General features: G+C 61.4%; 17 protein-coding genes. 7 read left to right on the top strand and 10 right to left on the bottom strand.

Features of this window, described 5'->3' with window-relative positions; translation table 11 throughout:
* Positions 1–66: 66 nt before the first annotated feature.
* Both cmoB and cmoA read right to left on the bottom strand, forming a co-directional pair.
* Complete coding sequence (cmoB, locus tag HG549_RS20245) at positions 67–1,023, bottom strand: tRNA 5-methoxyuridine(34)/uridine 5-oxyacetic acid(34) synthase CmoB (protein ID WP_170032030.1); 957 nt, start codon at positions 1,021–1,023, stop codon at positions 67–69.
* Complete coding sequence (cmoA, locus tag HG549_RS20240; protein WP_170032027.1) at positions 1,020–1,763, bottom strand: carboxy-S-adenosyl-L-methionine synthase CmoA; 744 nt, start codon at positions 1,761–1,763, stop codon at positions 1,020–1,022. Before cmoA ends, cmoB begins: the two co-directional genes overlap by 4 nt.
* Positions 1,764–1,975: 212 nt before the next feature.
* Here cmoA and HG549_RS20235 point away from each other — a divergent pair, with 212 nt between their 5' ends.
* Together HG549_RS20235 and HG549_RS20230 are read left to right on the top strand one after the other, a co-directional pair.
* Entirely contained in the window at positions 1,976–3,166 is a 1,191-nt protein-coding gene (locus HG549_RS20235) for an alpha-xenorhabdolysin family binary toxin subunit A (protein ID WP_170032024.1), read from the top strand.
* A gap of 1 nt (position 3,167) precedes the next feature.
* Positions 3,168–4,103 (top strand): alpha-xenorhabdolysin family binary toxin subunit B, encoded by a 936-nt coding sequence (locus HG549_RS20230; protein ID WP_170032022.1) that lies wholly within the window; start codon positions 3,168–3,170, stop codon positions 4,101–4,103.
* Positions 4,104–4,107: 4 nt separating this feature from the next.
* Here HG549_RS20230 and HG549_RS20225 read toward each other — a convergent pair whose 3' ends face one another.
* Positions 4,108–4,500 (bottom strand): protease inhibitor I42 family protein, encoded by a 393-nt coding sequence (locus tag HG549_RS20225; RefSeq protein WP_170032019.1) that lies wholly within the window; start codon positions 4,498–4,500, stop codon positions 4,108–4,110.
* A 213-nt stretch (positions 4,501–4,713) separates the two neighbouring features.
* Between HG549_RS20225 and HG549_RS20220 the strand changes: the two genes are divergently transcribed.
* The 3 genes from HG549_RS20220 to HG549_RS20210 are packed head-to-tail and all read left to right on the top strand — an operon-like array spanning position 4,714 to position 7,902.
* A complete protein-coding gene (locus HG549_RS20220; protein ID WP_170032017.1) occupies positions 4,714–5,886 on the top strand; it encodes an alpha-xenorhabdolysin family binary toxin subunit A in 1,173 nt (390 codons plus the stop codon).
* Between the two features lie 13 nt (positions 5,887–5,899).
* Positions 5,900–6,880, top strand: a complete 981-nt coding sequence (locus tag HG549_RS20215; RefSeq protein WP_170032015.1) for an alpha-xenorhabdolysin family binary toxin subunit B — start codon at positions 5,900–5,902, stop codon at positions 6,878–6,880.
* A gap of 59 nt (positions 6,881–6,939) precedes the next feature.
* Positions 6,940–7,902 (top strand): hypothetical protein, encoded by a 963-nt coding sequence (locus HG549_RS20210; protein ID WP_170032013.1) that lies wholly within the window; start codon positions 6,940–6,942, stop codon positions 7,900–7,902.
* 35 nt (positions 7,903–7,937) lie between these two features.
* Here the strand turns inward: HG549_RS20210 and lon are convergent, their stop codons facing one another.
* The 4 genes from lon to HG549_RS20190 form a co-directional block, all read right to left on the bottom strand.
* Entirely contained in the window at positions 7,938–10,361 is a 2,424-nt protein-coding gene (lon, locus tag HG549_RS20205) for an endopeptidase La (protein WP_170032011.1), read from the bottom strand.
* A gap of 142 nt (positions 10,362–10,503) precedes the next feature.
* Entirely contained in the window at positions 10,504–12,915 is a 2,412-nt protein-coding gene (locus tag HG549_RS20200; RefSeq protein ID WP_170032009.1) for a glucose/quinate/shikimate family membrane-bound PQQ-dependent dehydrogenase, read from the bottom strand.
* A gap of 30 nt (positions 12,916–12,945) precedes the next feature.
* Positions 12,946–14,280, bottom strand: a complete 1,335-nt coding sequence (locus HG549_RS20195; protein ID WP_170032007.1) for a carbohydrate porin — start codon at positions 14,278–14,280, stop codon at positions 12,946–12,948.
* A 322-nt stretch (positions 14,281–14,602) separates the two neighbouring features.
* A complete protein-coding gene (locus HG549_RS20190) occupies positions 14,603–16,651 on the bottom strand; it encodes a TonB-dependent receptor (RefSeq protein ID WP_170032005.1) in 2,049 nt (682 codons plus the stop codon).
* Between the two features lie 165 nt (positions 16,652–16,816).
* Here HG549_RS20190 and HG549_RS20185 point away from each other — a divergent pair, with 165 nt between their 5' ends.
* Complete coding sequence (locus tag HG549_RS20185) at positions 16,817–17,038, top strand: VF530 family DNA-binding protein (RefSeq protein WP_133332077.1); 222 nt, start codon at positions 16,817–16,819, stop codon at positions 17,036–17,038.
* A 1-nt stretch (position 17,039) separates the two neighbouring features.
* Positions 17,040–17,681: a Pr6Pr family membrane protein gene (locus HG549_RS20180; RefSeq protein ID WP_170032002.1), complete on the top strand. Its 642-nt coding sequence runs from the start codon at positions 17,040–17,042 to the stop codon at positions 17,679–17,681.
* Positions 17,682–17,787: 106 nt separating this feature from the next.
* Here HG549_RS20180 and HG549_RS20175 read toward each other — a convergent pair whose 3' ends face one another.
* From HG549_RS20175 to HG549_RS20165, 3 genes are all read right to left on the bottom strand, one after another.
* Positions 17,788–18,546 (bottom strand): siderophore-interacting protein, encoded by a 759-nt coding sequence (locus tag HG549_RS20175; RefSeq protein ID WP_170031999.1) that lies wholly within the window; start codon positions 18,544–18,546, stop codon positions 17,788–17,790.
* Positions 18,539–19,084: a PadR family transcriptional regulator gene (locus HG549_RS20170; protein WP_170031996.1), complete on the bottom strand. Its 546-nt coding sequence runs from the start codon at positions 19,082–19,084 to the stop codon at positions 18,539–18,541. Before HG549_RS20170 ends, HG549_RS20175 begins: the two co-directional genes overlap by 8 nt.
* Positions 19,085–19,173: 89 nt before the next feature.
* Positions 19,174–22,323 (bottom strand): transglycosylase domain-containing protein, encoded by a 3,150-nt coding sequence (locus HG549_RS20165; RefSeq protein WP_170031992.1) that lies wholly within the window; start codon positions 22,321–22,323, stop codon positions 19,174–19,176.
* Between the last annotated feature and the right edge of the window lie 50 nt (positions 22,324–22,373).

Genomic DNA, 22,373 nt, shown 5'->3' with positions numbered 1-22,373 from the left:
GCAATGGCACCCGCGACGTGAAAGCTCCCCGCCGCAGGGTATTCAGGCGCCAACCAGGCGCCTTTTTTATTTACGCGCCAGCAGGGTAGCGCGGCGAGGGGCTGGTAGCCCTTCGATGGTCTTGCCGTGGTCGCTCGGGTCGAGGAAGTCGCTGAGGGATTGATAGCGCATCCACTCGGTGCTGCGCTGTTCCTCGACACTGGTCACGCTGACATCGACGCAGCGCACATCGTTGAAGCCGGCCCGGCGCAGCCACCGCTCCAGGGCCGGTACCGACGGCAGGAACCAGACGTTGCGCATCTGTGCGTAGCGGTCCTCCGGTACCAGCACCTGGTTTTCGTCGCCCTCGATCACCAAGGTTTCCAGCACCAGCTCTCCGCCCTTGACCAGGCAATCCTTGAGCGCCAGCAGGTGCTCGATGGGCGAGCGACGGTGGTAGAACACACCCATCGAGAACACTGTGTCGAAGCCTTCGAGGTTGGCCGGCAGGTCTTCCAGGGCGAACGGCAGGTGCCAGGCGGGCAACTCCGGCAGGTATTGCTGGACGGCCTGGAACTGGCAGAAGAACAACCAGTTGGGGTCGACACCAATGACCATGTCGGCGCCGGCACCGAGCATGCGCCACTGGTAGTAGCCATTGCCGCAGCCCACGTCGAGCACGCGCTTGCCCTTGAGGTCCAGGTGCGGGCCGACCCGGGACCATTTCCAGTCGGAACGCCATTCGGTATCCACATGCACGCCGAACAGGTCGAACGGCCCCTTGCGCCAGGGCGACAGCCCCATCAGCGCCTGGCGCATCTGCGCGCGGGTCGCGTCGTCGCACTCGCAGTCCAGGCGCAGCCCATTGACCAGGTCGATTTCACTTGGCTGCAAGGTGGGCAAGGCATCGAGTGCACCGCGCCAGCGGTCGAGGTCACCGTGGCCCTTCTCCAGCTTGGCTTCCAGTTGTGCTTGCAGGCCTTGCGACCAGGAAGCCAGGGGCGTGCCCGCCAGGCGGCGGACGAGGGGGGACAGATCGATCATGGCAGGGCTATCAACGAGGCGAAGTTAAGGCATTGGAACCAGGGCACGACTTTCGAGAAACCGGCGGCGCGCAGACGTTGTCGATGGGCTTCGAGGGTGTCGGGGCGCATCACGTTCTCAATGGCGCTGCGTTTCTGGGCGATTTCCAGTTCGCTGTAGCCATTGGCGCGCTTGAAGTCCAGGTGCAGTTCATTGAGCAGGTGCTGCTCTTGCTCATCGGCGAAGCGCAGCTTCTCCGAAAGGATCAGCGCGCCGCCAGGCAGCAGCGCCTGGCGGATGCGGCCCAGCAACTCCAGGCGCTGGTCGGGGGCGATGAATTGCAGGGTGAAGTTCATCGCCACCACCGAGGCAGGTTCGAACGGCAGGGCCAGGATATCGGCCTCCAGCACTTGCACCGGCAGCAGCTCCTGAAACATCGAGTCCTGGGCGGTGAGGTACTGGCGGCAGCGTTCGACCATGGCGGCGGAGTTGTCCACCGCAATCACCCGGCAGCCGTCGCTGCGCACGTGGCGGCGCAGGGACTGGGTGACGGCACCCAGCGATGCGCCCAGGTCGTACAGGGCGGTGTGCGGTTGGGCGAAGCGCGCGGCCAGCACGCCGAGGTTCTCGACAATGGTCGGGTAGCCCGGCACCGAGCGCTTGATCATGTCCGGGAACACCCGCACCACGTCTTCGTTGAAGACGAAATCGGGCACTTGCTCCAGGGGCTGTGCGAAAAGGCGGTCGGGTTGTTTGCTCACGGCGGGCTCGATACAGGGTGAAACGGAGGCGCATTTTAGCCAAAGGCCGCGATTCTTGCTATGGCAGCGCTTCATAGGTAGCGCCTCTGTGGCGTTTGCAGTGAACTTTCCCACAATATCAAGCTATCTCGGCTAATGTGTTTGCTTCAATAAATTCCGAGACTGGCAGGGACTTCAAATGGGAAGTTTTTAATCACTGTCGTGAGGAACTAATGAATATTGAAGCTCAGGTGGAACAAACTGCCATAGAGGAAATGGATCTGGTTGCCAAAGTGAAAAAGTTACCAGAGCGCTATTTCCAGTTTCTTGAAAGCAGGGCGGGTGCCGGTCAGCAAGTCGGTAGTCTGCTGACAGCGGAAAACCTCAAGGTCATAAAGCGATATGCCAATATCGTGAACCAGTTGCCGTATTCGCTGGAACAGGTCAGCGAGGAAGCGGATTACGACGCGCTGGGGTTGGATGCCACATTGGTGTATGCCCTCTACGAAGCTTTGCACAAGCATGTGAAAAAGTGGGATAAGCTGGAGCGCAGCATCAAGCAACTAGGGCCTGAAATCGAGCTGTTTGCTGAGAGCCTGGTAGAGCGTGGCCATGCCTTATTGGAAAATCTCGAACGCAGTGAAGTCTTCCTGGCCTTGCAGGGCCGCAAAGATGAGCAGGGCGACGATCCCTATACACTTGAACTTAGCCGCGACGAGCAAGCACAGATCGTCAGTATCGTGACGCCCAGCATCAGTGGCCTGGTCAGGGAAATCGAAGCTACCCAGCGCAGGATTGACGACGTCGACAAACTTGCCCACTCGTTCAATGTTGAGATCAAGCGTGAACTCAAGCCGCGCATGGGACGGCTGTTGAAACACTTCTCCGAGAAGATTTCTGATGCCGTCGTGACGGAAAAGCGCAAGCAGATCGACTTGTGGGATCAACAGATCGATCAACTGCAAGGCGAATATGACGCAAATGTGGGCTATGCCTTCACCGGCCTGGTGCTGGGGCCAATCGGGCTGGTCATCACCGGTGGTGTGTTTGGCAGCAAGGCGGAAAAAATCCGGGCTGAAAAAAACGAACTGATCGGTAAGCGTGAGGAGCTGGCCTACCTCGTAGGCAAGATCGTGCCTGCACTGAAGGACTGCGAGCGAGTCTCGACCCTTGTCAGGGATTTGCATTTCAGATGCACGGACCTGTCATCAGCGACCAGGCGCCTGGCAGACGTCTGGTTGTTCCTGGCTTCCTATGCCAACAATTCGGTGGACGAAGCCAAAGAGCTGAACTCTATCCAACAGCTTGATACGTTTGTTCATGATTTTTCCGAAGTTATAAAGCCATGGACCAAGATAGGCAATATTTGCCATAAATTATCTGATCTGTTCGAAGAATTGATTGAAGAGTATGGAGAGGTTTGACATGGATGTTACAAATGTTCGCGCGGTGACCCCGGATTTTATAAAGATGCAACAGCTGCAGGATGAGATATTCCAGCTGATCGACACCTGGGATATGAAAGTGCTCGCTGGTGTTCGCGAGCAACTGGGTCAGCTTCGTACATTGATGCTGACGGTCGAGCGCGCTTTCAACGAAGCTCTGATTGGCGCGATCGTATTATTGGAGGACCGCGACTTTATCCCGCACCAGCAAGCTGCAGATTCCCATTACAGGCTATCCAGCGTGCTGAGTCGCTTGTCTCAGCTCTATACGGAATTGACCAGGCAAAACCAGCGGCTGGAACTGTTCCCGCTGTCGTCGTTCGAGGAGGCACTGCCGGAGTTGCGAAGCCGAGCCGCCAGCAAGCAGCAACAGGCAATGGTATTCAGCCAGCGGCTGACGCAGCTTCGGCAACAGAAGGCAGATATTGTGCAGGCCATCGAAGTATTCGATCGACCTTCCATCGCCAATGTGCTGAAAGGCCTGATACCAAGCGAAGAGGAAATCGACCAGATAATGGGTTTGGTGTCGGACCCCAGGATCGACGCTGGGCTGGTAAAACTGGTGACGCAGAAACTCGGCAAACATGCGGATGCGTTGCAAGGGGCAAAGACCTTCAGCGACCTGAGCGCAGCCCGTGTCAGGCTCGACACCAAAATCGAAGAAGCGCTTGCTGATCAGCAGCAGGCGCAGCACATGTTGCAAGCTGCTCAGATGGAACTGGACGCCACGACAGCGTTGTGCACCATCGGGCCGCGGCGCAATGCGTGGCTGGCGGAAATGCGCAAAGTCGAGCAGGAATGCCATGTTCAAACGTCGAAGCTCAGTGCGACCATGAACCTGGAGGTTGCCAAGGTTGCGCTGCAAGAGCTCTGTGCGTACTTGAAATCGATTCAGATGGCGTACGATCACAGTTGATTTTTCAGCGGACAATGACCTTGCAATCGAAGCTCTGTACCGGGGCGACATCGGCAGCCCAAGGCTGCTGGTAGACCAATACCAGTTGGGCCTCTCCGGCACGGTTGGCCTGGTAGCGCCAGGTGGAGACGCCGGCGCTGCCGACCACATCCTCTTCTTCAGGGGCGCTGTACACTTCCGGGCCGAGGCTGCGCAGCACGTTGGCGGCAGGGTTTTCGATGCGCCAGCGATAGCCGGTGGATGGGTTGCTGGGCAGGGTCAGGGTCAGGGTCTGGCCCACCTGCAGGCGTGTCGGGCATTCGCTTTCGGCGCCCAGTTCGATGGGTTGCGTGGGTTGTTGGGCACAGGCGCAAAGCAGGGCGAAGCTCATGGGAACGAGCAGACGAGGGGCGGTCATGTTGGCTCCGGAGGTTGGCGATGGCCCGAGGATAACCTAACCGGGCGGTTTTTGTGTTGCCTGTACCACCGCACTTCTTGTCTTGTCGTAACGCATTACAGGTGCAGTCCATTACCCATTGCCGCGAAGGAAACAATGCCTGCTGTTGTGCCGGATGGACGAGTCCTAAATTCGCGCTTGGGATTGACCCACACTATTGTGAGAAGCGAAGTTATGAACGCAGCAATTGATTATGAAAAACTTCAGGCTGAAGCCTCAACTTTGCCAATTGCCCTTGTCGAGGCGATGGCAACACAAGATGGGCCTCAAGCAGGCGGCCTGACCCTTACGCGTGAGCATATAATTACCATTAATGAATATGTGAACTTCGTTCTCAGTCTTCCACAAACACGTGACAACCTTGTGCGCTGGTTGGGTTATACGAAGATCGATGAGCCCGAGTTGACACCTGAAAGCTGGGAGACGTTGTTCGTGCGTTTGCGCAAGCATGCGCGCGACTGGATTCCACTGTCGGACAGCAGCAAGAAGCTCTCCAGTGAATTGGCCAGCACGGCCAATTCAATCAATGCCAGCGGACAAGTCATTGTCGACGAGTGCCGGCGTGTCAGGGCACTGGGTAACAATGTGCAGAATTGGCAACAGGTTGCCCTGTCCACGCCGATACCGTTGACACGTGAGGACCGGGCTGTGGTCTCGCTGATCGCAGAATATATGGACGTGCTGAGGGACTGCGTGAAAGCCTATGCTGAGCGCGTGGAGCAAGTGAAGGCTAAGACGACGGCTTGGCGGGACGTGATAAAGCTCGAACTGATTCCAGCGGTGGCGGGCAAGGGCGAAGCGATAGGCAGAAAAGGACAAGACGGCGAACTTGAACGTTTGCGAAAAGAACTGAGTTACCTGGATGACGAAATCGCTGGACTGAAAAAGGAATATGACCAGTACATCAAAGGCGTGATGGGCAGCGCGGCGGCAGGCCCTCTGGGGCTTCTTGTCGGTGGCGCTATTTATGGTTCGAAAGCAGAGAAAGTTCGCAAGCGGCGTAGGGAGGCCGAGGATAAGCGTCGGCTAATTGCCAAACAATTGCAGGCCAGGGAAAGACTTGAAGGGGCGCTCGCAACGCTTGGCCAGTTTGTGGACGATCTGGACTTCAGGCTGGCCAGTGTGTTGACCGCTGCCGCTCACTTGCAGACCGCCTGGGAGACCGTGGATACCTATGTCGGTGCTTCCATGAAAAGGCTGGACAGTGCATACGACAGTAAAAAACTAGCCTTATTCATTATTCACTTTGCTCAATTCCTGGGGCAGTGGAGCAAGATTGAAGGCACTGCATTGCAGCTCACCGCAGTATTTGATGAGGCGGCTGCCGCCAAGGCAAGGGTTAATTAATATGAATAGTAACGTGTCCTACATCACTGAAGTTCCGGTCGTTGAGCTGGACGCCATGGTCGTGGCGGCGAACGCGTTTCTTGGCGTCTGGCAGAAAAGGCAGCTGGCCTTTCGAACGCTGCTCCACGATCTGGTAAAGCGCCACGTGGATGCATTGGATAACTATAAAAAGGTACTCAAGGCCAGGGCCCTGCGTTCTGTCGCCAGTCTTGAGCAGTCGCCATTCGAGCTGATGATCGAGGCGCTGGCTGAAGATGCCGATCCAGAGATACTGGAACTCGCCAGGGAACAAGCTGATGACCTTAAACGAGAGCTGGCCAGTCTGATTGTTGAGCTGGACAAGGGCAGCAAGGCCTTTGCGTCTGTTCCTGAACTTGATGAGCGCAATGACAAGGCGCGCTTGGGCAGCCAACGAGCAAGTCTCGAAAACCGGTGCGCTCAGCAGACAGCGCAGCGCGAGGCCGACAAGGAGAAGCTGGACAAGATCAATGCAGCCGTGGCGGCGCTGGAAAGCAGGGAGTTGCAACTGGACCTCAGCAACTTGCTGCCATCTGCGGAACAGTTAAGTCAGCTCGCTGTCCCGGGGGGAAAAGCTAAGCTTGCCCTTGATGCAGCCATGCAAGCCATGCAAGACCTGGAAAAGCTAGACGGCCTGATTCAGGAAGGTATGCGCTATGCGGAATTGAAGCAGCAGCACCGCGACCTGGCTCGAGCGTTGCTCGAGCAGGAGAAGGCGTTGACTTCAATGCAGCGGGAGATGGCTGAAATCGATACTCAGCTGGAGGCGCTGGCCCAGGTGCCTGTACTGATGCAGCATCGCAGCGCGTGGCTTTCAGATGCGCAAAAATTGCGGCTTGTGCTGCAGGGTTTTTTAACGCGATTGCAGCGTATGCCTTTGCACAATGTGCCTGATATCAAGGCTGTCGCCCAAGTGTTCAACCAGTTGCTGTCGGTCAAGCAGCGCACGCTCGAGCACGTTGACCGGATAATCTGAAACCATGAGTTGGCCACTCTGGCCCGCCAGGGTGGCTGTATGTATCAAGGGGTAGGCATATGCATATACAGCCCTTACCAATGGCTGAGTCGATAGACTTGGAAAACCATGAAAAATGCGGAATGTTGGTCAAGTGCCTGCATGACATTGGACTGCATACTACGGATGCTTCAGCGCTGCCGTTTGCTCATGAAACGGTGTCACGGCTGGACCGTTACCTGGCGGTCGCTTTAGCACTACCAAGGACGCTGGAACAAACCACCAAATACCTGGATTATGGATTCTCGCCTGAGCCTGAATTGCACCCGTCACGGATGCTTGAGTTATTCATTATGCTCAGGTTGCATTCGATGGGCTGGCCAACCTTGCGAACCAAGTGCAAAGCCCTTGCCGGCGCTCTGGTTGTTCAGGCCGAGACTATTCGGGCCCATGGCATTGAAGTTGAAAGACTGGCCAGGACGATGCGTGGGCTTGGAGATGCTTCGCTGACATGGGAAGCCTTGAGTCAATTGCCACCGCTTGGCTTGAGCAAGGAGGACAAGCTGATCCTGACCTCAATGGCGTCGATGCTGGAGCAATTCCGCCTCGAGATCAGCCGTTTCGAGACGGCAACTGAGGCCGTTTACACAGGCTTTGAACGGTTTCGCGACGACGCCAGATTGAAGCTTATTCCCGTCGTGCAGGAAAAGGCCCGGGCGGTGCAGCGTCAATCCAGGCCGCGCTCCAAAATTGGATACGTTACAGACCATCCGCTCGGCGTCGCCAGTTATCAGGATGTCAAGCAATTGCTGGTGCAAATAGAGCAGCTGGACCAGGCCCTTTCCACCACCGTGGTGTCTTCGGGGAAGATGCATTCAGTCTGGCAAGCGATCGGTACTTATCTGGAGAGTTCGGCTAACCGTCTGAGAACTATCGACACTCAGCAGAGGCTGGCAATGTTCATGTTGTACTTCAAGTTGTTCATGTCGCAATGGGAAGGTATCCAGCGGCATGCAAACGCTACATTGACTGCATTTCGCTGACGAAGCCTGGCGGGCCTCCCGGCCCGCCAGCCGCCTCAGGCAAACAGCACTTTCGCCACATCGGCAAAGCGCTTGGCAAAATGCACGGTCAGGCCTTCGCGCAAGTAGTCTGGCAGCTCTTCGAAGTCTCCCCGGTTAGGCTCCGGCAAGATCAGCTCGAAAATCTTCTGCCGCCGCGCCGCGATCACTTTCTCGCGCACACCACCAATTGGTAGCACCTGCCCGGTCAGCGTCAGCTCGCCGGTCATTGCCACGCCTTTCTTTGGCGCCTGGTCACGGGCTAGCGACAGCAGGGCGCTGGCCATGGTTATGCCGGCGCTGGGACCATCCTTGGGGGTAGCCCCTTCGGGGACGTGCAGGTGGATGAACGCTTCGTTGAAGAAACCCGGGTCACCGCCGAACTGCTTGAGGTTGGAGCTGATGTAGCTGTAGGCGATTTCGGCAGACTCCTTCATCACGTCACCCAGTTTACCGGTGAGCTTGAAGCCGCGGTTGAGGGTGTGGATACGGGTGGCTTCGATCGGCAGCGTGGCGCCGCCCATGCTGGTCCAGGCCAGGCCGGTGATCACGCCTTTGCCGGCCAGCACCTGTTCGCTGCGGAATACCGGCATACCAAGCGCGGCTTCCAGGTCCTTGGTGCCGATCTTCAGCTTGGCCTCGGGGTTTTCCAGCAGCTTGACCACCGCCTTGCGCACCAGCTTGCCCAGTTGCTTTTCCAGCTGGCGTACACCAGCTTCGCGGGCATAGCCTTCGATGACCGCGCGCAAGGCGCTGTCGCTGATGGCGAGGCTGGTCTTGGCCACGCCCGCCTTGTCCAGTTGCTTGGGCCACAGGTGGCGCTTGGCAATCGCCAGCTTCTCCTCGGTGATATAGCCGGACAGGCGAATCACCTCCATGCGGTCGAGCAACGGCCCCGGAATCGAGTCGAGGGTGTTGGCGGTGCACACGAACAGCACCTTGGACAGGTCCAGGCGCAGGTCGAGGTAGTGATCGAGGAAGTCGACGTTCTGCTCCGGGTCGAGGGTTTCCAGCAGTGCCGACGCCGGGTCGCCCTGGTAGCTCTGGCCCATCTTGTCGATTTCATCGAGCATGATCACCGGGTTCATCACTTCGACGTCTTTCAGCGCCTGCACCAGCTTGCCAGGCTGTGCACCGATATAGGTGCGGCGATGGCCCTTGATCTCGGCTTCGTCGCGCATACCGCCCACGCTGAAGCGGTAGAATGGCCGGCCGAGCGATTCGGCGATGGACTTGCCGATACTGGTCTTGCCCACCCCGGGCGGGCCCACCAGCAGCACGATCGAGCCGCTGATCTCGCCTTTCCAGGCACCTACGGCAAGGAATTCGAGGATGCGTTCCTTGATGTCGTCGAGGCCGGCGTGGTGCTGGTCAAGGACTTTGCGCGCGTGCTTGAGGTCGAGCTTGTCGTTGCCGTATACGCCCCAGGGCAAGGCGGTTGCCCAGTCCAGATAATTGCGGGTGACGGCGTATTCGGGCGAGCCGGTTTCGAGGATGGCCAGCTTGCCCATTTCTTCATCGATGCGCCGGCGAGCCTGGTCCGGCAAGGTCTTGCCTTCCAGGCGCTGTTCGAACTGCTCGAGGTCGGCGCTACGGTCGTCCTTGGTCAGGCCCAGCTCCTGCTGAATGACCTTGAGTTGCTCCTTGAGGAAGAACTCGCGCTGGTGCTCGCCGATCTGGCGGTTGACCTCGGCCGAGATCTCGTTCTGCAGGCGCGCGACCTCGACTTCCTTGCGCAGCATCGGCAAGACCTTTTCCATGCGTTTGAGCATCGGCACGCAGTCGAGCACTTCCTGCAGCTGGCTGCCGGTGGCCGAGGTGAGCGCGGCGGCGAAGTCGGTAAGCGGCGATGGGTCGTTGGGGCTGAAGCGGTTGAGGTAGTTCTTCAGCTCTTCGCTGTACAGCGGGTTGAGCGGCAGCAGCTCCTTGATCGCATTGATCAGTGCCATGCCGTAGGCCTTGACCTCGTCGGTCGGCTCGGCCGGCTGGCGTGGGTATTCGACCTCGACCAGGTAGGGTGGCCGGTGGTGCTTGAGCCAGGTGCGGATGCGGACCCGGCTCAAGCCCTGGGCGACGAACTGCAGCTTGCCGTTCTCGCGGCTGGCATGGTGCACCTTCACCAGCGTGCCGTACTGCGGCAGGGCCGAGGTATCGAAGTGGCGGTGGTCTTCTGGCGGGGTGTCCATGAAGAACAGGGCCAGGCAATGGTCTGGCGACTTGGCCACCAGGTCGAGGGTTTCTGCCCAGGGTTCTTCATTGACGATGACCGGCAATACCTGGGCCGGGAAGAACGGGCGATTGTGGATCGGGATCACGTAGACCTTGTCCGGCAGCTGCTGGCCGGGCAGGGCGAGGGCGTGGCCGGTTTCGGCCTGGTGAGTGGTGTGTTCGACTTCGCTGTGTTCGTCGGGATGTTCCGGGAAATCCTGCTGGTCGCTCATGGGGCACCTGCGTGAATGACTATGGTGCTTAGATGGGGCGGGAAAGATGGGGTTTCAAGCTTCAAGCGTCACGCTTGCCGAGGCAAGAAAAAAGCGGGACCGTACAGGCCCCGCTTTCGTTCGTCGCTTGCCGCCTTGAAGCTTAGTCGGCGAGTTTGTAAGCGATGATGTAATCGCCCATGCGGGTGCCCAGCGAGCCATGCCCGCCGGCAGTCACCAGCACGTACTGCTTGCCATCCTTGCCGGTGTAGGTCATCGGCGTGGCCTGGCCACCCGCTGGCAGGCGGGCTTTCCACAGTTCCTTGCCGTTGTTCAGGTCATAGGCGCGCAGGTACTGGTCGAGGGTACCGCTGAGGAAGCCGACGCCACCGGCGGTGACGATCGAGCCGCCCATGCTCGGCACGCCAACCGGCAGGCCGATCGGTACCGGAGTGCTGTCGCGAGTGGTGCCGTTCTTGTGCTTCCACACCACCTTGTTGGTGAACAGGTCGATCGCGGCGACATAGCCCCAGGCCGGGGCCTGGCACGGTACGCCCAGCGGCGACATGAACGGGTGCATGATCACCGCGTAGGGAGCACCGGTGTTCGGCTGCACGCCGCTGGTCTCGCTTTCGCGCTTGCTGCCGGCGGCCACTTGCTCACGCGGGACCATCTTCGACACGAAGGCCATGTAGTTGGGCGAGGTGAACAGCAGCTGGCGTACCGGGTCGACCGACACGCTGCCCCAGTTGAAGACGCCGACGTTACCGGGATAGACCAGCGACCCTTGCTCGGACGGCGGGGTGTACTGGCCCTCGTAACGCAGCTCGCGGAACTGGATGCGGCACAGCATCTGGTCGAACGGCGTGGCGCCCCACATCGCCTGCTCGGTCAGCTCAGGGCCGAGCAGGTTGAGGTCGGAGCGGGCCTGGGTGGGCGAGGTGTGGTCGCCCTTGACCGCGCCTTGCGGGGTGGGGATTTCGCGGATCGGCACGATCGGCGTGCCGTCGCGACGGTCGAGCACGTACAGGCTGCCTTGCTTGGTCGGCACGATGATTGCCGGTTTCACGCCGTCATCGGTCTTCAGGTGAACCAGGGTCGGCTGGCTGCCGACGTCCATGTCCCACAGGTCGTGATGGGTGAACTGGTAGTTCCAGCGGGCCTTGCCGGTGGCCAGGTCCAGGGCGACCACGCCGGCGCTGTACTTCTCGGCGCCCGGGGTGCGGTTGGCGCCCCACTGGTCCGGGGTCTGGTTGCCCAGCGGCAGGTAGATCATGCCGAGGTCTTCGTCGACGCTGGCAATCGACCACATGTTCGCCGAATTGCGGCTGTACAGCTTGCCGGGGGCCAGCGGCTGGGTGTCGTCCGGGTTGTTGCTGTCCCAGTTCCACACCAGGTGGCCATCGTGTACGTCATAGGCGCGGATCACGCCGGATGGCTCGTTGGTCGACTCGTTGTCGGTGACGTGGCCACCGATGATCACCAGGTCGCGGGTGACTGCGGCCGGTGAAGTGGAGTAGTAGCCGCCAGCGGTGAACGGGCCGATGCCGGTGGTCAGGTCGATCGCGCCCTGGTTGGCGAAGCCTTCGCAGACCTTGCCGTTGTCGGCGTTGATGGCAATCAGGCGGGCGTCGGCGGTGGGCAGGTACAGGCGGCGTGGGCAGGCCTGGGCCACGGCCTGGCCGGCGTCGGTGATTTTCGGCGCAGGGCTGCCGTCGCGGCTGACATAGCGGTTCTCGTCATAGTACGACACGCCACGGCAGGTCATGTGGGCAAAGCCCTTGAAGGTGCCGACCGGGCTCTTCACCTGCGGGTCGTAGCGCCAGATTTCTGCGCCGGTGTCCGGGTCCAGCGCCAGCAGGCGGCTGTGCGCGGTGCAGGCATAGAGCATGCCGTTGACCTTCAACGGGGTGTTCTGGTTGGTCAGCTCCACCGGGTCGTTGTCGGTTGGCAAGTCCCCAGTGCGGATGCGCCAGGCCTCTTCCAGGCGGTAGGCGTTCTGCGGGGTGATCTGGCGCAGTGGCGAATAGCGGTCGCCATGTTCGGTGCGGCCATAGGCCTGCCAGTCGCCGTCGGGCATGGCCGGTGCGGCGCTGGCCATTTCGCTGCTGTCGCGCCCCAGTTCGCCGAACACCTCACCCGGGTGGGTGAACTGGCTGGCCAGCGCGCAAGCGCCGGAAGCGACCACCGCAACGCTGAGCAGCGCGGTGTTGGCCTTGCTGGCCGGGCCGATCAGCGGGCGTCGTGCCCATGGCAGCAGCAGCACCACGCCGATGGCAAACCAGATGGCCAGGCGCGGCACCAGCTGCCACCAGTCCAGGCCCACTTCGAGCAGGGCCCACACGGTGCTGCCCAGCAGTACCAGGCCGTACAGGCCCAGGGCAATGCGGCGTTGGGCCAGCAGCAGGATGCCCGCCAAGGCAAAGCCGATACCGGCGATCAGGTAGTACAGCGAGCCGCCCAGCTGGCTCAGCTTGATGCCGCCGGCCAGCAGGGCCAGGCCCATCAGCAACAGCAACGCACCAATCAGGCGCGGTAGCCAGCGGCTTCCAGTGTTGGCACCTTCAGTGCTCATCGTAGGTTCTCCGTCAGGTCAAAAAGGGGGTTAGAAACTGCTCTGGATCTTCAGGCCGCCGACCAGTGCGTCATCGACCTGCGACACCCCGCCCGGGTGGCGGATGTACTGCAGGTTGGGGCGTACCGTGAGCCAGTCGGCCAGATGGATGCCGTAGTAAAGTTCGGCGCTGTACTCGGTGTCCTGTACCGGCAGGAAACCGGGGTTGTCGTAGTCATCGAGGCCGGCGGCCTGGTTGGCCAGGCGGGCGTTCTTGCGGTAGGCAGGGTTGACGTGCACGCGCGCGAGGGCGAAACCGATGTCGTCCTTGGCGCGGGCGTCGAAGGGCCCTTTGAATACCAGTCCAGCCTGCACATAGTTGTCGATGGCATTGGTCTTCTTGTCGTGAACCGTGGCATTGGCGAACAGGCTCAGGCCACGCGACTGGTCGGACGCCAGCGAAGTCACCTGCTGCTGCGCACCGAGCCACACGCCGTGCTTGCTCGAGCTGCTGCGGTAGGCGGCGCCGCTGAGCGCTGCCGGCTGGCCGTTGTTGTCCTTGAGAACATCCTGTGCCTTGGCATTACTGTAGTAGTAGCCGGCGCGATATTCCCCTTTAAGGCCATTGACCCGTGGGCTCCACACCAGTTCGATCGGCATGACCGCACCCTGGGTACCGCTGCCGCTGAGCTTGAAGCCGTTGCCCGACTCGAGGTTGGAGGGGTTCTGCTCGAACACCCCGACCTGGGCATAAAGGGCGTCGTTGAGGTTGTAGCGCACGCGTAGCGCCCACTGGCTGACCGGCCAGTTGTACCAGATGCCACCGACCCAGTTGCCCACCTGCGAGCCGCAGAAGGCCAGGTTCTGGAAGTCGCAGGGGAAGCTGTTGAAGTCCTCGCCTTCGCCGAAACGGCCGAATTTCACGTCCAGCGCGCCGTCGAAGTATTTCTGCTTGATCCACATCTGGGTCAGCCGCCAGGTTTCGCCACGGCCCCAGACCTCCTGGGCCGAGGTGAAACCGCCGACGCGCGGGTCGTTGATGCGGTCGTTGCTGATGTTGTCGCCGTGGCGCTCGGTGATGGTCAGCTGGAATTCGCTGTCGTGCCAGCCAAGGATCTTCTCCAGGTCCAGGTGGCTGCCGAAGGTGAACTGGTCGCTATAGCGTGCGGTGCGATCATGGTCGTAGCCGCCGTGCAGGTTGCTGCCCATCTCGCCGGTGTAGCCGAGGGTGAAGTCGTAGCCTTTGTCCAGCAGTTCGCTGCGGGTGCCACCCCAATCGCCGAGCATCCATGGGGAGTCGCTGGCGAACATTTCACTGGCGCTGGCGGGGATCGCCAGGGCGCTGAGGGCAAGGCTGATGTAACAGGTTTTGGGCAGTTGGAACATGAGATAGCGCTATCTTCTGATTATTGAATAAACGGCAAGCGCATCGAAGGGCAGGGGCCCTCGATGGAAATGGCGACAGGATTGGTTGAATGAAGCGTTTCAGCTTGCGGCGCGGAGGATATAGGGGAAGTTGCAAGAAAAAAAGACAAATTGTCGCAGTGAATTATTCCCCAACAGGTAATAATCAGCTGCTCAGGCGCCTGCTCTACGGCCAATCGCCGGCAAGCCAGCTCCCACCGGGACTGCGCAGAGCTTGAGGCCGATGCGGTCGGGGTGGGAGCCTGGCTTGCTGGCGATCGGGGCGCAACGCGCCCCCGCTATTTCAGAAGCTGGTACGCAGCCCGACTTCCACGCTACGCCCAGGTGCCGGTGCGATATCGCGCAGGATCGAGCTGGCATAGCGCACGCTCTGGTCGGTCAGGTTCTCGCCGCGTACGAACGCCAGCCACTGGCTCTGGCCCATGTCGAAGCGGTAACCGACACTCGCCCCCAACGTGGTGTAGCCATCGGTGCTGGTTTCGTTGGCCGGCTTGCGGTGCTGCGCGGCAGCGTGCTGCACATCGACCCGCGCCTGCCAGCGGTCCAGCTCCCAGACCAGGCCGCTGTTCAGGCGCAGCGGGGCGATGCGTGGCAGCGGCTCGCCACTGTCGAGGTTTTTCGCCCGTGTGTAGTCGCCCGACAGTTCCAGGGCGAAGCTGCCGTAACGGTTTTCTACCAGTTGCCAGCGGTCCTGGGCTTCGATGCCGTAGAAGCGTGCGCGTACGCCCTGGTACTGGTATTCCGGGAAACCGTCGTGGTCATGATCGTGGTCGTGCCCATCCTCGTCATGATCGTGGTCATGCCCGCCCTCGCGAAGGTTGCCGGTGCCGATCAGGCCGATATAGTTGCGGAAGTGGCTGTAGAACACCCCGACGCTACCCTTGTGGGTACCGTTGTCGAAGCGCAGTGCCAGGTCTGTGGAGATGGCCTTTTCCTTGTTCAGGCCGGCATCGCCGACTTCAAAGGCACCGGTGGCCACGTGGGCGCCATTGGCATACAGCTCGTAGAAGGTCGGGGCACGCTCGGTGTAGCCAAGGCTGGCGGCCAGCGACCAGACCGGGTCGAGCTGGTACACCGCCCCTGAAGACAGGCTGAACGCGTTGAAGCTGCTGGCGCTGTCGGCCTCGGCGAAGTTTTCGCTGCCCTTGCCGTCCGGGTCCACGCGGGTGTGTTCCAGGCGTGCACCCAGGCTCAGGTTCAGGCGCTCGGTAGCTTGCCACTGCTCCAGCATGAACAGCGCCAGGCTGTCGGTGTCGGTGTGCGGGACGAAGGCTTCCTCGCCCAGGGCGGAGAACTGGTTGCGGCTGAGCTGCGCGCCAACCACGCCTTCCACGGGCCCGAGCGGCTGGTGACGGGCTTCGACGCGGGCCTCATAGCCCTTGTTCCTGAAGGTGGTATGAACCTCGCCTTGTTCAATTTCCCGGTGCTCGTAATCGGTGTAGCCAGCATCGACCTTGACCGAAGTAAACGGGCCGTCCAGGTCACGCAATTCGGAAGCGAAGGCGTAATGGTCCTGCTTCATGTCCAGGCGCACGCCGGGCTCGGCCACGGAGCCATAGTTGCTGTCGTAGCGGCTATACGACAGGCCGGTGTAACCGTGCTCCCAATGGTAGGCCCCTCCCAGCGCACCACCCTCCTGGCGGCCGTCGCTGTTGTCCAGGCGGTGCTTGCTGCCCGGCTCGTCGGCGTCGCGGACCTTGGCACTGCGGGCATAACCAGGGATTCGCAGGTCATTGAACTGGCGGCTGTTGGCATCCAGGTGCAGGGCGAAGGCACCGTTGCCAGCCTCCAGTTTGCCGGCGCTGCTGCGGGTGGTGTCGGCGCCGCCGTAGCGCAGTTCACCGGCACCGTGGATGCCGTCGATGGGAGCGTCCGGAATGCGATTGTCGAGCGTGTTGACCACGCCACCGATTGCGTTACCTCCGTAGAGCAGGGCGGCCGGACCGCGAACGATCTCGACCCGGTCGACGGTGACCGGGTCCAGCGGCACGGCATGGTCGTAGGACAGCGACGAAGCATCCAGGGCGCCGACACCATTGCGCAGGATGCGAATGCGGTCGCCATCCAGGCCACGGATGACCGGGCGGCTGGCGCCTGGGCCAAACCAGGTAGAGGCGACACCGGGCTGTTTGTTCAGGGTTTCGCCGAGGCTGCCGTGCTGCTGTTGCAGCAGGTCGTCGCCTTCCAGCACGGTACTGGGAGTCGCCAGCTGGCGGTTGCCCAGTGGATTGGCGGTGATGACCTGAGGTTCGAGTTCCACGGCCTGGCTGGGCGAGGCGCTCAGCCAGAGTGCGACGGCGAGGGGCGAGAGGCGCAGCGGTGTGTACAGCATGGGGATGGGGCGTTCCTTGGCAGGTGCTTATGTAATGTTACAACATAACATGTTCATTTCAGCACAAAGTTTTCCTGCCTGGCCAGCGGTTTCTCTGTTGATACGGCTGATCCCACCCACCGCTACACTCGTGTAAGGTGCGCATCTTTCCTACGGAGCACTGGCATGAGCACGGCCCAACACAACGCGCTGCACGGCAAGACCCTTGAGCAGATCCTCACTGAACTGGTGGCGCACTACCAATGGCAGGGCCTGGCCGAGCGCGTCGATGTGCGTTGTTTCAAGAGCAACCCGAGCATCAAGTCGAGCCTGACCTTCCTGCGCAAGACGCCATGGGCGCGGGAAAAGGTGGAGCAGCTGTACGTGAAACTGCAGCGCAACGCCTGACATGCCCCGCCGTCCCTGGTTGACCGGCATCGCCGTGCTGGGCTGGTTCGGCCTGACGGTGCAGGTGTACCTGGTACTGCTGGCGCGTTGGCAGGAACAGGCCAGCCTGATTGGCGGCCTGATCAACGTATTCGGCTACTTCACCGTGTTGACCAACACCCTGGCGGCGACAGTGCTGAGTTATGCGGCGTTTGGTCGGGACGGGGCTGGCAAGCGCTTCTTTCTCTCGCCGTCAGTAAGTTCGGCGGTGGCCACCAGCATCGTGCTGGTGGCGCTGGCCTACAGTGTGTTACTGCGCCATCTGTGGCAACCGCAGGGCTGGCAGTGGCTGGCGGACGAGTTGCTGCACGATGTTATGCCGGTGCTGTTTGCCTTGTACTGGTGGGTCGAAACACCCAAGGGCATGCTGCGGTTATGGCACCTGGCGGCATGGGCGCTGTACCCGATGGTGTATTTCGCCTATGCGCTATGGCGGGGCAGCGAGATAGGCGTGTATGCCTACCCGTTCATCGACGTAGCAAGCCTGGGATATGCGCAAGTGTTACGCAATGCCCTGGGGATGCTGGCGGGATTCTGGGGGATCGGGCTGGTGCTGCTGGGGCTGGATAGGTGGGCTATGAGACGTTTACGCGTTCAATTGTAGGAGCGGCCTCGTGTCGCGATGGGGCGCATAGCGGCCCCTGTCTCCAACTTCGCCGTTGATGTTGCCGGGGCCGCTTTGCGACCCCTTTCGCGACACACGGCCGCTCCTACAAGTCCGCAGTCCCATCGGCACGCCAGTAGGCTGCGGCTTTCAGCGCATTTTCCGGCAGCCCCTTTTCCAGCAACAGCGCCTTGGCCTGGCGGGTGAGGGCCTTTTCCAGTGCCACCCAGCCGTACAAGCGGCCTTGCGGCAAGCTCAGGTTGTTCACCAAGGCCAGCAGGTCTTCCTGGTGCCGACGTACCCAGATCACCTCCACCTGTGCCTTGCTCGGCAGCGGCTGGCGTTCCTGTTCATCTTCGATCTGGATGATCGCCAGCACCTGGCGGCCTGCGGGTAATTCCTCCAACCGGCGGCCAATGGCCGGGATGGCGGTTTCGTCGCCGATCAGCACGTAGCTGTCGAAGATATCCGGCACCACCGTCGACGCCCGCGGCCCGGCGATGTACAGGGTTTGCCCTGGTGTGGCCTGGGCAGCCCAGGTGGAGGCAGGGCCATCGCCGTGCAATACGAAATCGATGTCCAGTTCGTTGGCCACCAGGTCGACGCGCCGTGGCGTGTACTCGCGCATGGTCGGCCGTGCGCCACCGTCTTTGCCCAGGTTACCGGCCTCGAGGGTCTGCTGCTGCTCGGGCGTTTCAGCGAATAACAGCTTGATATGGTCGTCGCTGCCCACACTGGTGAAACCTTGCAGCTCGACCCCGCCCAAGGTGATGCGGCGCATGCGCGGGGTCAGCTCGGAGACCCGTACCACCTGCAGGCGGCGTTGGCGGATCTCATGGTTGACGCGGTGGATGGTGTCATTCATGGGGTGTCTCCCTGACGGGCTCGCTCGGCCCGGAAGCGATGGCCTTGGCGGCATGATTGAGCAGATCGCGAACCCGCTCGATTTCTTCCGCGGTCCAGCGGCCACTGTGCATGTGCAGTGCGTGGCGCAAGTTGCCGACCGCTTCATGGATTTCTGGCGGGCGGTCGTGGCCGCGCAGGGCCCGTTTGCTGACCTCGATGCGCATGCGCACGCCGTCCAGGGCGACGGCCTGTTTGGCCAGGGCGGTGCGGCCGGCATCGGTGATGACATAGAGGCGTTTGCTGCCCTGCGCTTGGCCGCTGATCAGTTCGGCCTCCTCGAGGAAGTTCAACGTGGGGTAGATAACCCCGGGGCTGGGGCTGTAGCTGCCATCGAACAGGTTCTCGATCTGGCGGATCAGGTCGTAGCCATGGCCGGGTTGTTCGGCGAGCAAAGCCAGCATCAGCAGCTTGAGGTCGCCGGGGGCGAATACGCGTGGGCCGCGTTCGCCGCGGCCAGGGCGCCGCTCGAAGGGGTCGTGGGAAGGATGTTCGCGCATGGGGACAAGTCTCCGTCGTTGGCGATATATCGTAAGATATTACTCAAGATATATCTAAAGACAAGCCCACAATTGCGGGTGATTATCATCTAGTTTTTCGATGCGTCCTCTGTCGGTTTGCCGGCCTGCGCCGCCATCTGTGGCGGTTTGCACTCATTCGAATTGCCCGGCTGCAGGTAGGGCATGAGGATCGGGGCCATGCCCTTGAGCACTTGCACCGGTAGCGCCGAGGTGAACGTGAAGGCTTCCGCCGAGCGCCCAGGTACGAACGCGGTCAAGGTGCCGAAGTGGTTGTCACCCAGGAAGAACACGAAGGTAGCGGTACGGTTCAACGAGCGTGAGCCGATCAGGCGGCCACCGGCGCCGAAGCTTTCGATGCGGTTGTCGCCGGTACCGGTCTTGCCGCCCATGACCAGTGGCGTGCCGTCCTGCAGCTTGAAACTGCCGGAAATACGCCGCGCAGTGCCCGCATCCACCACTTGCGACATGGCGCCCTTGAGTGCGCGTGCCACCTCGACCGGCAGAATCCGCACGCCGCGGTCCGGGTCGCTGACCAGTTTGGTCTCGTACGGCGTGTTGGCGGCAAAATGCAGGGTGTCGATGCGCAAGGTCGGCAGGCGCACGCCGTCGTTCTGGATGATCCCAACCAGTTCCGAGAGGGCGGCGGGGCGGTCGCCCGAGCTACCGATGGCGGTGGCCAGCGAGGGCACCAGGTGGTCGAATGGATAGCCCACACGCTTCCAGCGCTGGTGAATGTCGAGGAACGCTTCGATCTCGACCATGGTACGAATGCGGCTGTCACGCGCGCCCTGGTGGCGGCTCTTGAACAACCAGCCGTATACCTCCTGGCGTTCGAAGCGGCTGGCGTTGACCATTTCGCTCAACGTCGAGCCAGGGTTCTTCAGCAGGTAACCGAGCAGCCACAGGTCCAGCGGGTGGACCTTGGCAATGTAGCCCTGGTCCGGCAGGTCATACTTGCCGGGCCCGTAGGCGTCGTACATCTCCGACAGCCGGCCGTCGGTCAGTTTGCCCAGGGCAACCTTGTCACCCTTGAGGTGGGCGCGGACGAAGGCGTTGAAGGTTTCCTGCCCGGCCTCGGGGAACAGGTAGCGGTGCACCGCTGCCAGCCGTTGCGGGGTCACGCGCATGCTGTCGAGGAAGGTGTCCAGGCGCTGCTGCGAGGTCTTGCGCTGGTATTTCTTCCAGAAGCGCATCAGGTAGTTGGTGCCTTCCTTGTCGGCGAAGCGGGCCAGGTATTCCTGGCGGCGCGGGTCGCTGTCGTCCTTGAGCAACGGCAGGCGGTTGTACGGCTGCTGGTAGGTGACGTAGCGCACCAGGTCGCGCATCAGGCGGATGAACGGCAGGTTGATCGACTCACGCAAGGCGTCCTTGAGGGTCGGGTTGCGGTTGTTGTCCTCCTTGCGGAAGTTGTTGAACACATGCATGCCGCCGCCGGTGAAGAAGGCCTCGCCGGTGTTGGCCGAATACTTGCGCTCCAGCGCGGCATCGAGCATGGCGTCAAGGCTCTGGTTCTTGCTGTTCTGCGCCAGCCATTCCAGCGACCATTGGGTGATGCGGTCGAGTTCGGCGACTTCGACTTTCTTCAGCTCGGCGGCAGGCTTGCCGGCGTATTTGTCGTGCAGCTCGGCGATGATTTCCAGGTAGGTGGTGAGCACCCGCAGTTTGGCGGTGGAGCCCAGCTCCAGCTTGCTGCCTTCGTTGATGTCGAAGGGCTGGTCGGTGCTGTCGGTTTGCACGCGTACCCGCGAGCCATCGGCGGTGCGCTCGAACAAGGTAAAGCTGTAGCTCACCTGGTCGGTGGTCTTGGCCGTCAGCAGGCGCTCGCCGATCAGGCCGATCTGCGCGGCGAACGCTGGGTCGGCAAGGTTTTTCAGGTACTGGCTGACTTGCACCTGGAGGTCGGCCTGCAGGGTGCTGGTGGCCGACAGGTCGAGGCGGTCGAGGTCGTACAGCGGGCGGTTGAGCATCGCCGCCAGGCGGTTGCGCGCCAGGCTGATGCCCTTGTTGGTGACGATCGGCACGATGGTCGGTTGCGCCACCCAGTCGCGGTACACCGCTTTGCTGGCCAGCGCGGCGTTGGCCAGCGGCTGGTCGATGACCTTGTTGGCGGCCAGCACGCGAATGTGCGCATCGGTCAGTTCCGCCAGTTCGACCCGCCCCTTGGACAGGTAGTGCGAGGGGCGGCGCTGGGCAATCATCAGTGACAGCACCTGGCGCAGGGCCAGGCCGCGCGTGGCCATGCTTTCGGGGTCGCTGGCGGTGGCGGTCAGGGCCTGGTTGACCTGGTCGAAATCGGCGCCGTACCAAACCCGCAGGCCTTCGGCCATGCCATGCACCTCGCCATGCCCAGGCACGGCCGACAGCGGCACGCTGTTGAGGTAGTCACGCACGATACGCTGGCGTGCCTCGGTGGTGTCGGGGCCGCCCTGGTAGGCGCGCACGCTGGCAGAAATCATCTGGCGGATCTTTTCGGCGCCCGATACCGTCAGGCCGTCCGGTGAGTGCCGGTACTTTTCCAGCTGCGTGGCCAGGGTACTGCCGCCCGCAGACTGGCCGGGCAGGGCCAGGTATTTGGCCACCTGGCTGTAGGCCGCCTTGGCGAAGCGCGGCCAGTCCACGGCCGGGTTGTTGCGTGGGTCCTTGGTGTCGAGCAGGTCGCGGTTCTCGATGAACAGCAGGCTGTTGACCATCACTGGCGGGATCGATGCGAAGTCCGGATACAGGTGTTGCGGGTACTTGTACTGGTACAACATGTCGCCGCGGCAGTCGGTAATCGACAGCCCCGCCTGGATTTTCTCGATGTAGGGGGCAAACAGCCCATGCTCGACATAATTCATCAGCGCCGGCGAGAAGCGCACCTGCTCGCTGATCAGGTAGTCGCGCTTGAGCAGGCGCGGCAGGAATTCACCCAGGGCGCTGTAGCCCAGGCGTTTGTCGAACGGACCCTCACCGGGGTAGATGATGGCATCGCTGGGGCCTGGCTGCAGCGAGTAGGTGAGGGTGGTGGCCAGCTTGCTGAATTCCCGCGATTGCAGGTTGGAAGTGCGGAACTCGTCATACGCAGCGAAGCCGATGGCCACCAGCGCCACCAGCAGGATGAGCATGATCAGCCGCCACCACAGCCGACGTTGGCGGGGTGATTTGGGTTGTGGCGTCTCGGCCGGAGGTAGGTCGGGTGCTTCCGTTCTGGTTGGTTCCGATTGCCACAGTGCGCCCATAATCTTCTATCCGGCCAGGTATTTTCGTCTTGCTTGTCTGAAGCTTAGAC

This window comes from Pseudomonas sp. SK (assembly GCF_012975065.1).
GTDB lineage: Bacteria > Pseudomonadota > Gammaproteobacteria > Pseudomonadales > Pseudomonadaceae > Aquipseudomonas > Aquipseudomonas anuradhapurensis.
The sequence above is the reverse complement of the archived record's forward strand: the minus strand, read 5'-3'. Positions and strand labels throughout refer to the sequence as shown.

Bases quoted from the DNA above. Each gene is read 5' to 3' on its own strand.
- HG549_RS20230 (WP_170032022.1), top strand. From the start codon at position 3,168: ATGGATGTTACAAATGTTCGCGCGGTGACCCCGGATTTTATAAAGATG.
- HG549_RS20185 (WP_133332077.1), top strand. From the start codon at position 16,817: ATGAGCACGGCCCAACACAACGCGCTGCACGGCAAGACCCTTGAGCAG.
- HG549_RS20170 (WP_170031996.1), bottom strand. From the start codon at position 19,084: ATGCGCGAACATCCTTCCCACGACCCCTTCGAGCGGCGCCCTGGCCGC.
- lon (WP_170032011.1), bottom strand. From the start codon at position 10,361: ATGAGCGACCAGCAGGATTTCCCGGAACATCCCGACGAACACAGCGAA.
- cmoB (WP_170032030.1), bottom strand. From the start codon at position 1,023: ATGATCGATCTGTCCCCCCTCGTCCGCCGCCTGGCGGGCACGCCCCTG.
- HG549_RS20175 (WP_170031999.1), bottom strand. From the start codon at position 18,546: ATGAATGACACCATCCACCGCGTCAACCATGAGATCCGCCAACGCCGC.
- HG549_RS20220 (WP_170032017.1), top strand. From the start codon at position 4,714: ATGAACGCAGCAATTGATTATGAAAAACTTCAGGCTGAAGCCTCAACT.
- HG549_RS20190 (WP_170032005.1), bottom strand. From the start codon at position 16,651: ATGCTGTACACACCGCTGCGCCTCTCGCCCCTCGCCGTCGCACTCTGG.
- HG549_RS20195 (WP_170032007.1), bottom strand. From the start codon at position 14,280: ATGTTCCAACTGCCCAAAACCTGTTACATCAGCCTTGCCCTCAGCGCC.
- HG549_RS20235 (WP_170032024.1), top strand. From the start codon at position 1,976: ATGAATATTGAAGCTCAGGTGGAACAAACTGCCATAGAGGAAATGGAT.
- HG549_RS20180 (WP_170032002.1), top strand. From the start codon at position 17,040: ATGCCCCGCCGTCCCTGGTTGACCGGCATCGCCGTGCTGGGCTGGTTC.
- HG549_RS20225 (WP_170032019.1), bottom strand. From the start codon at position 4,500: ATGACCGCCCCTCGTCTGCTCGTTCCCATGAGCTTCGCCCTGCTTTGC.
- HG549_RS20210 (WP_170032013.1), top strand. From the start codon at position 6,940: ATGCATATACAGCCCTTACCAATGGCTGAGTCGATAGACTTGGAAAAC.
- HG549_RS20200 (WP_170032009.1), bottom strand. From the start codon at position 12,915: ATGAGCACTGAAGGTGCCAACACTGGAAGCCGCTGGCTACCGCGCCTG.
- HG549_RS20165 (WP_170031992.1), bottom strand. From the start codon at position 22,323: ATGGGCGCACTGTGGCAATCGGAACCAACCAGAACGGAAGCACCCGAC.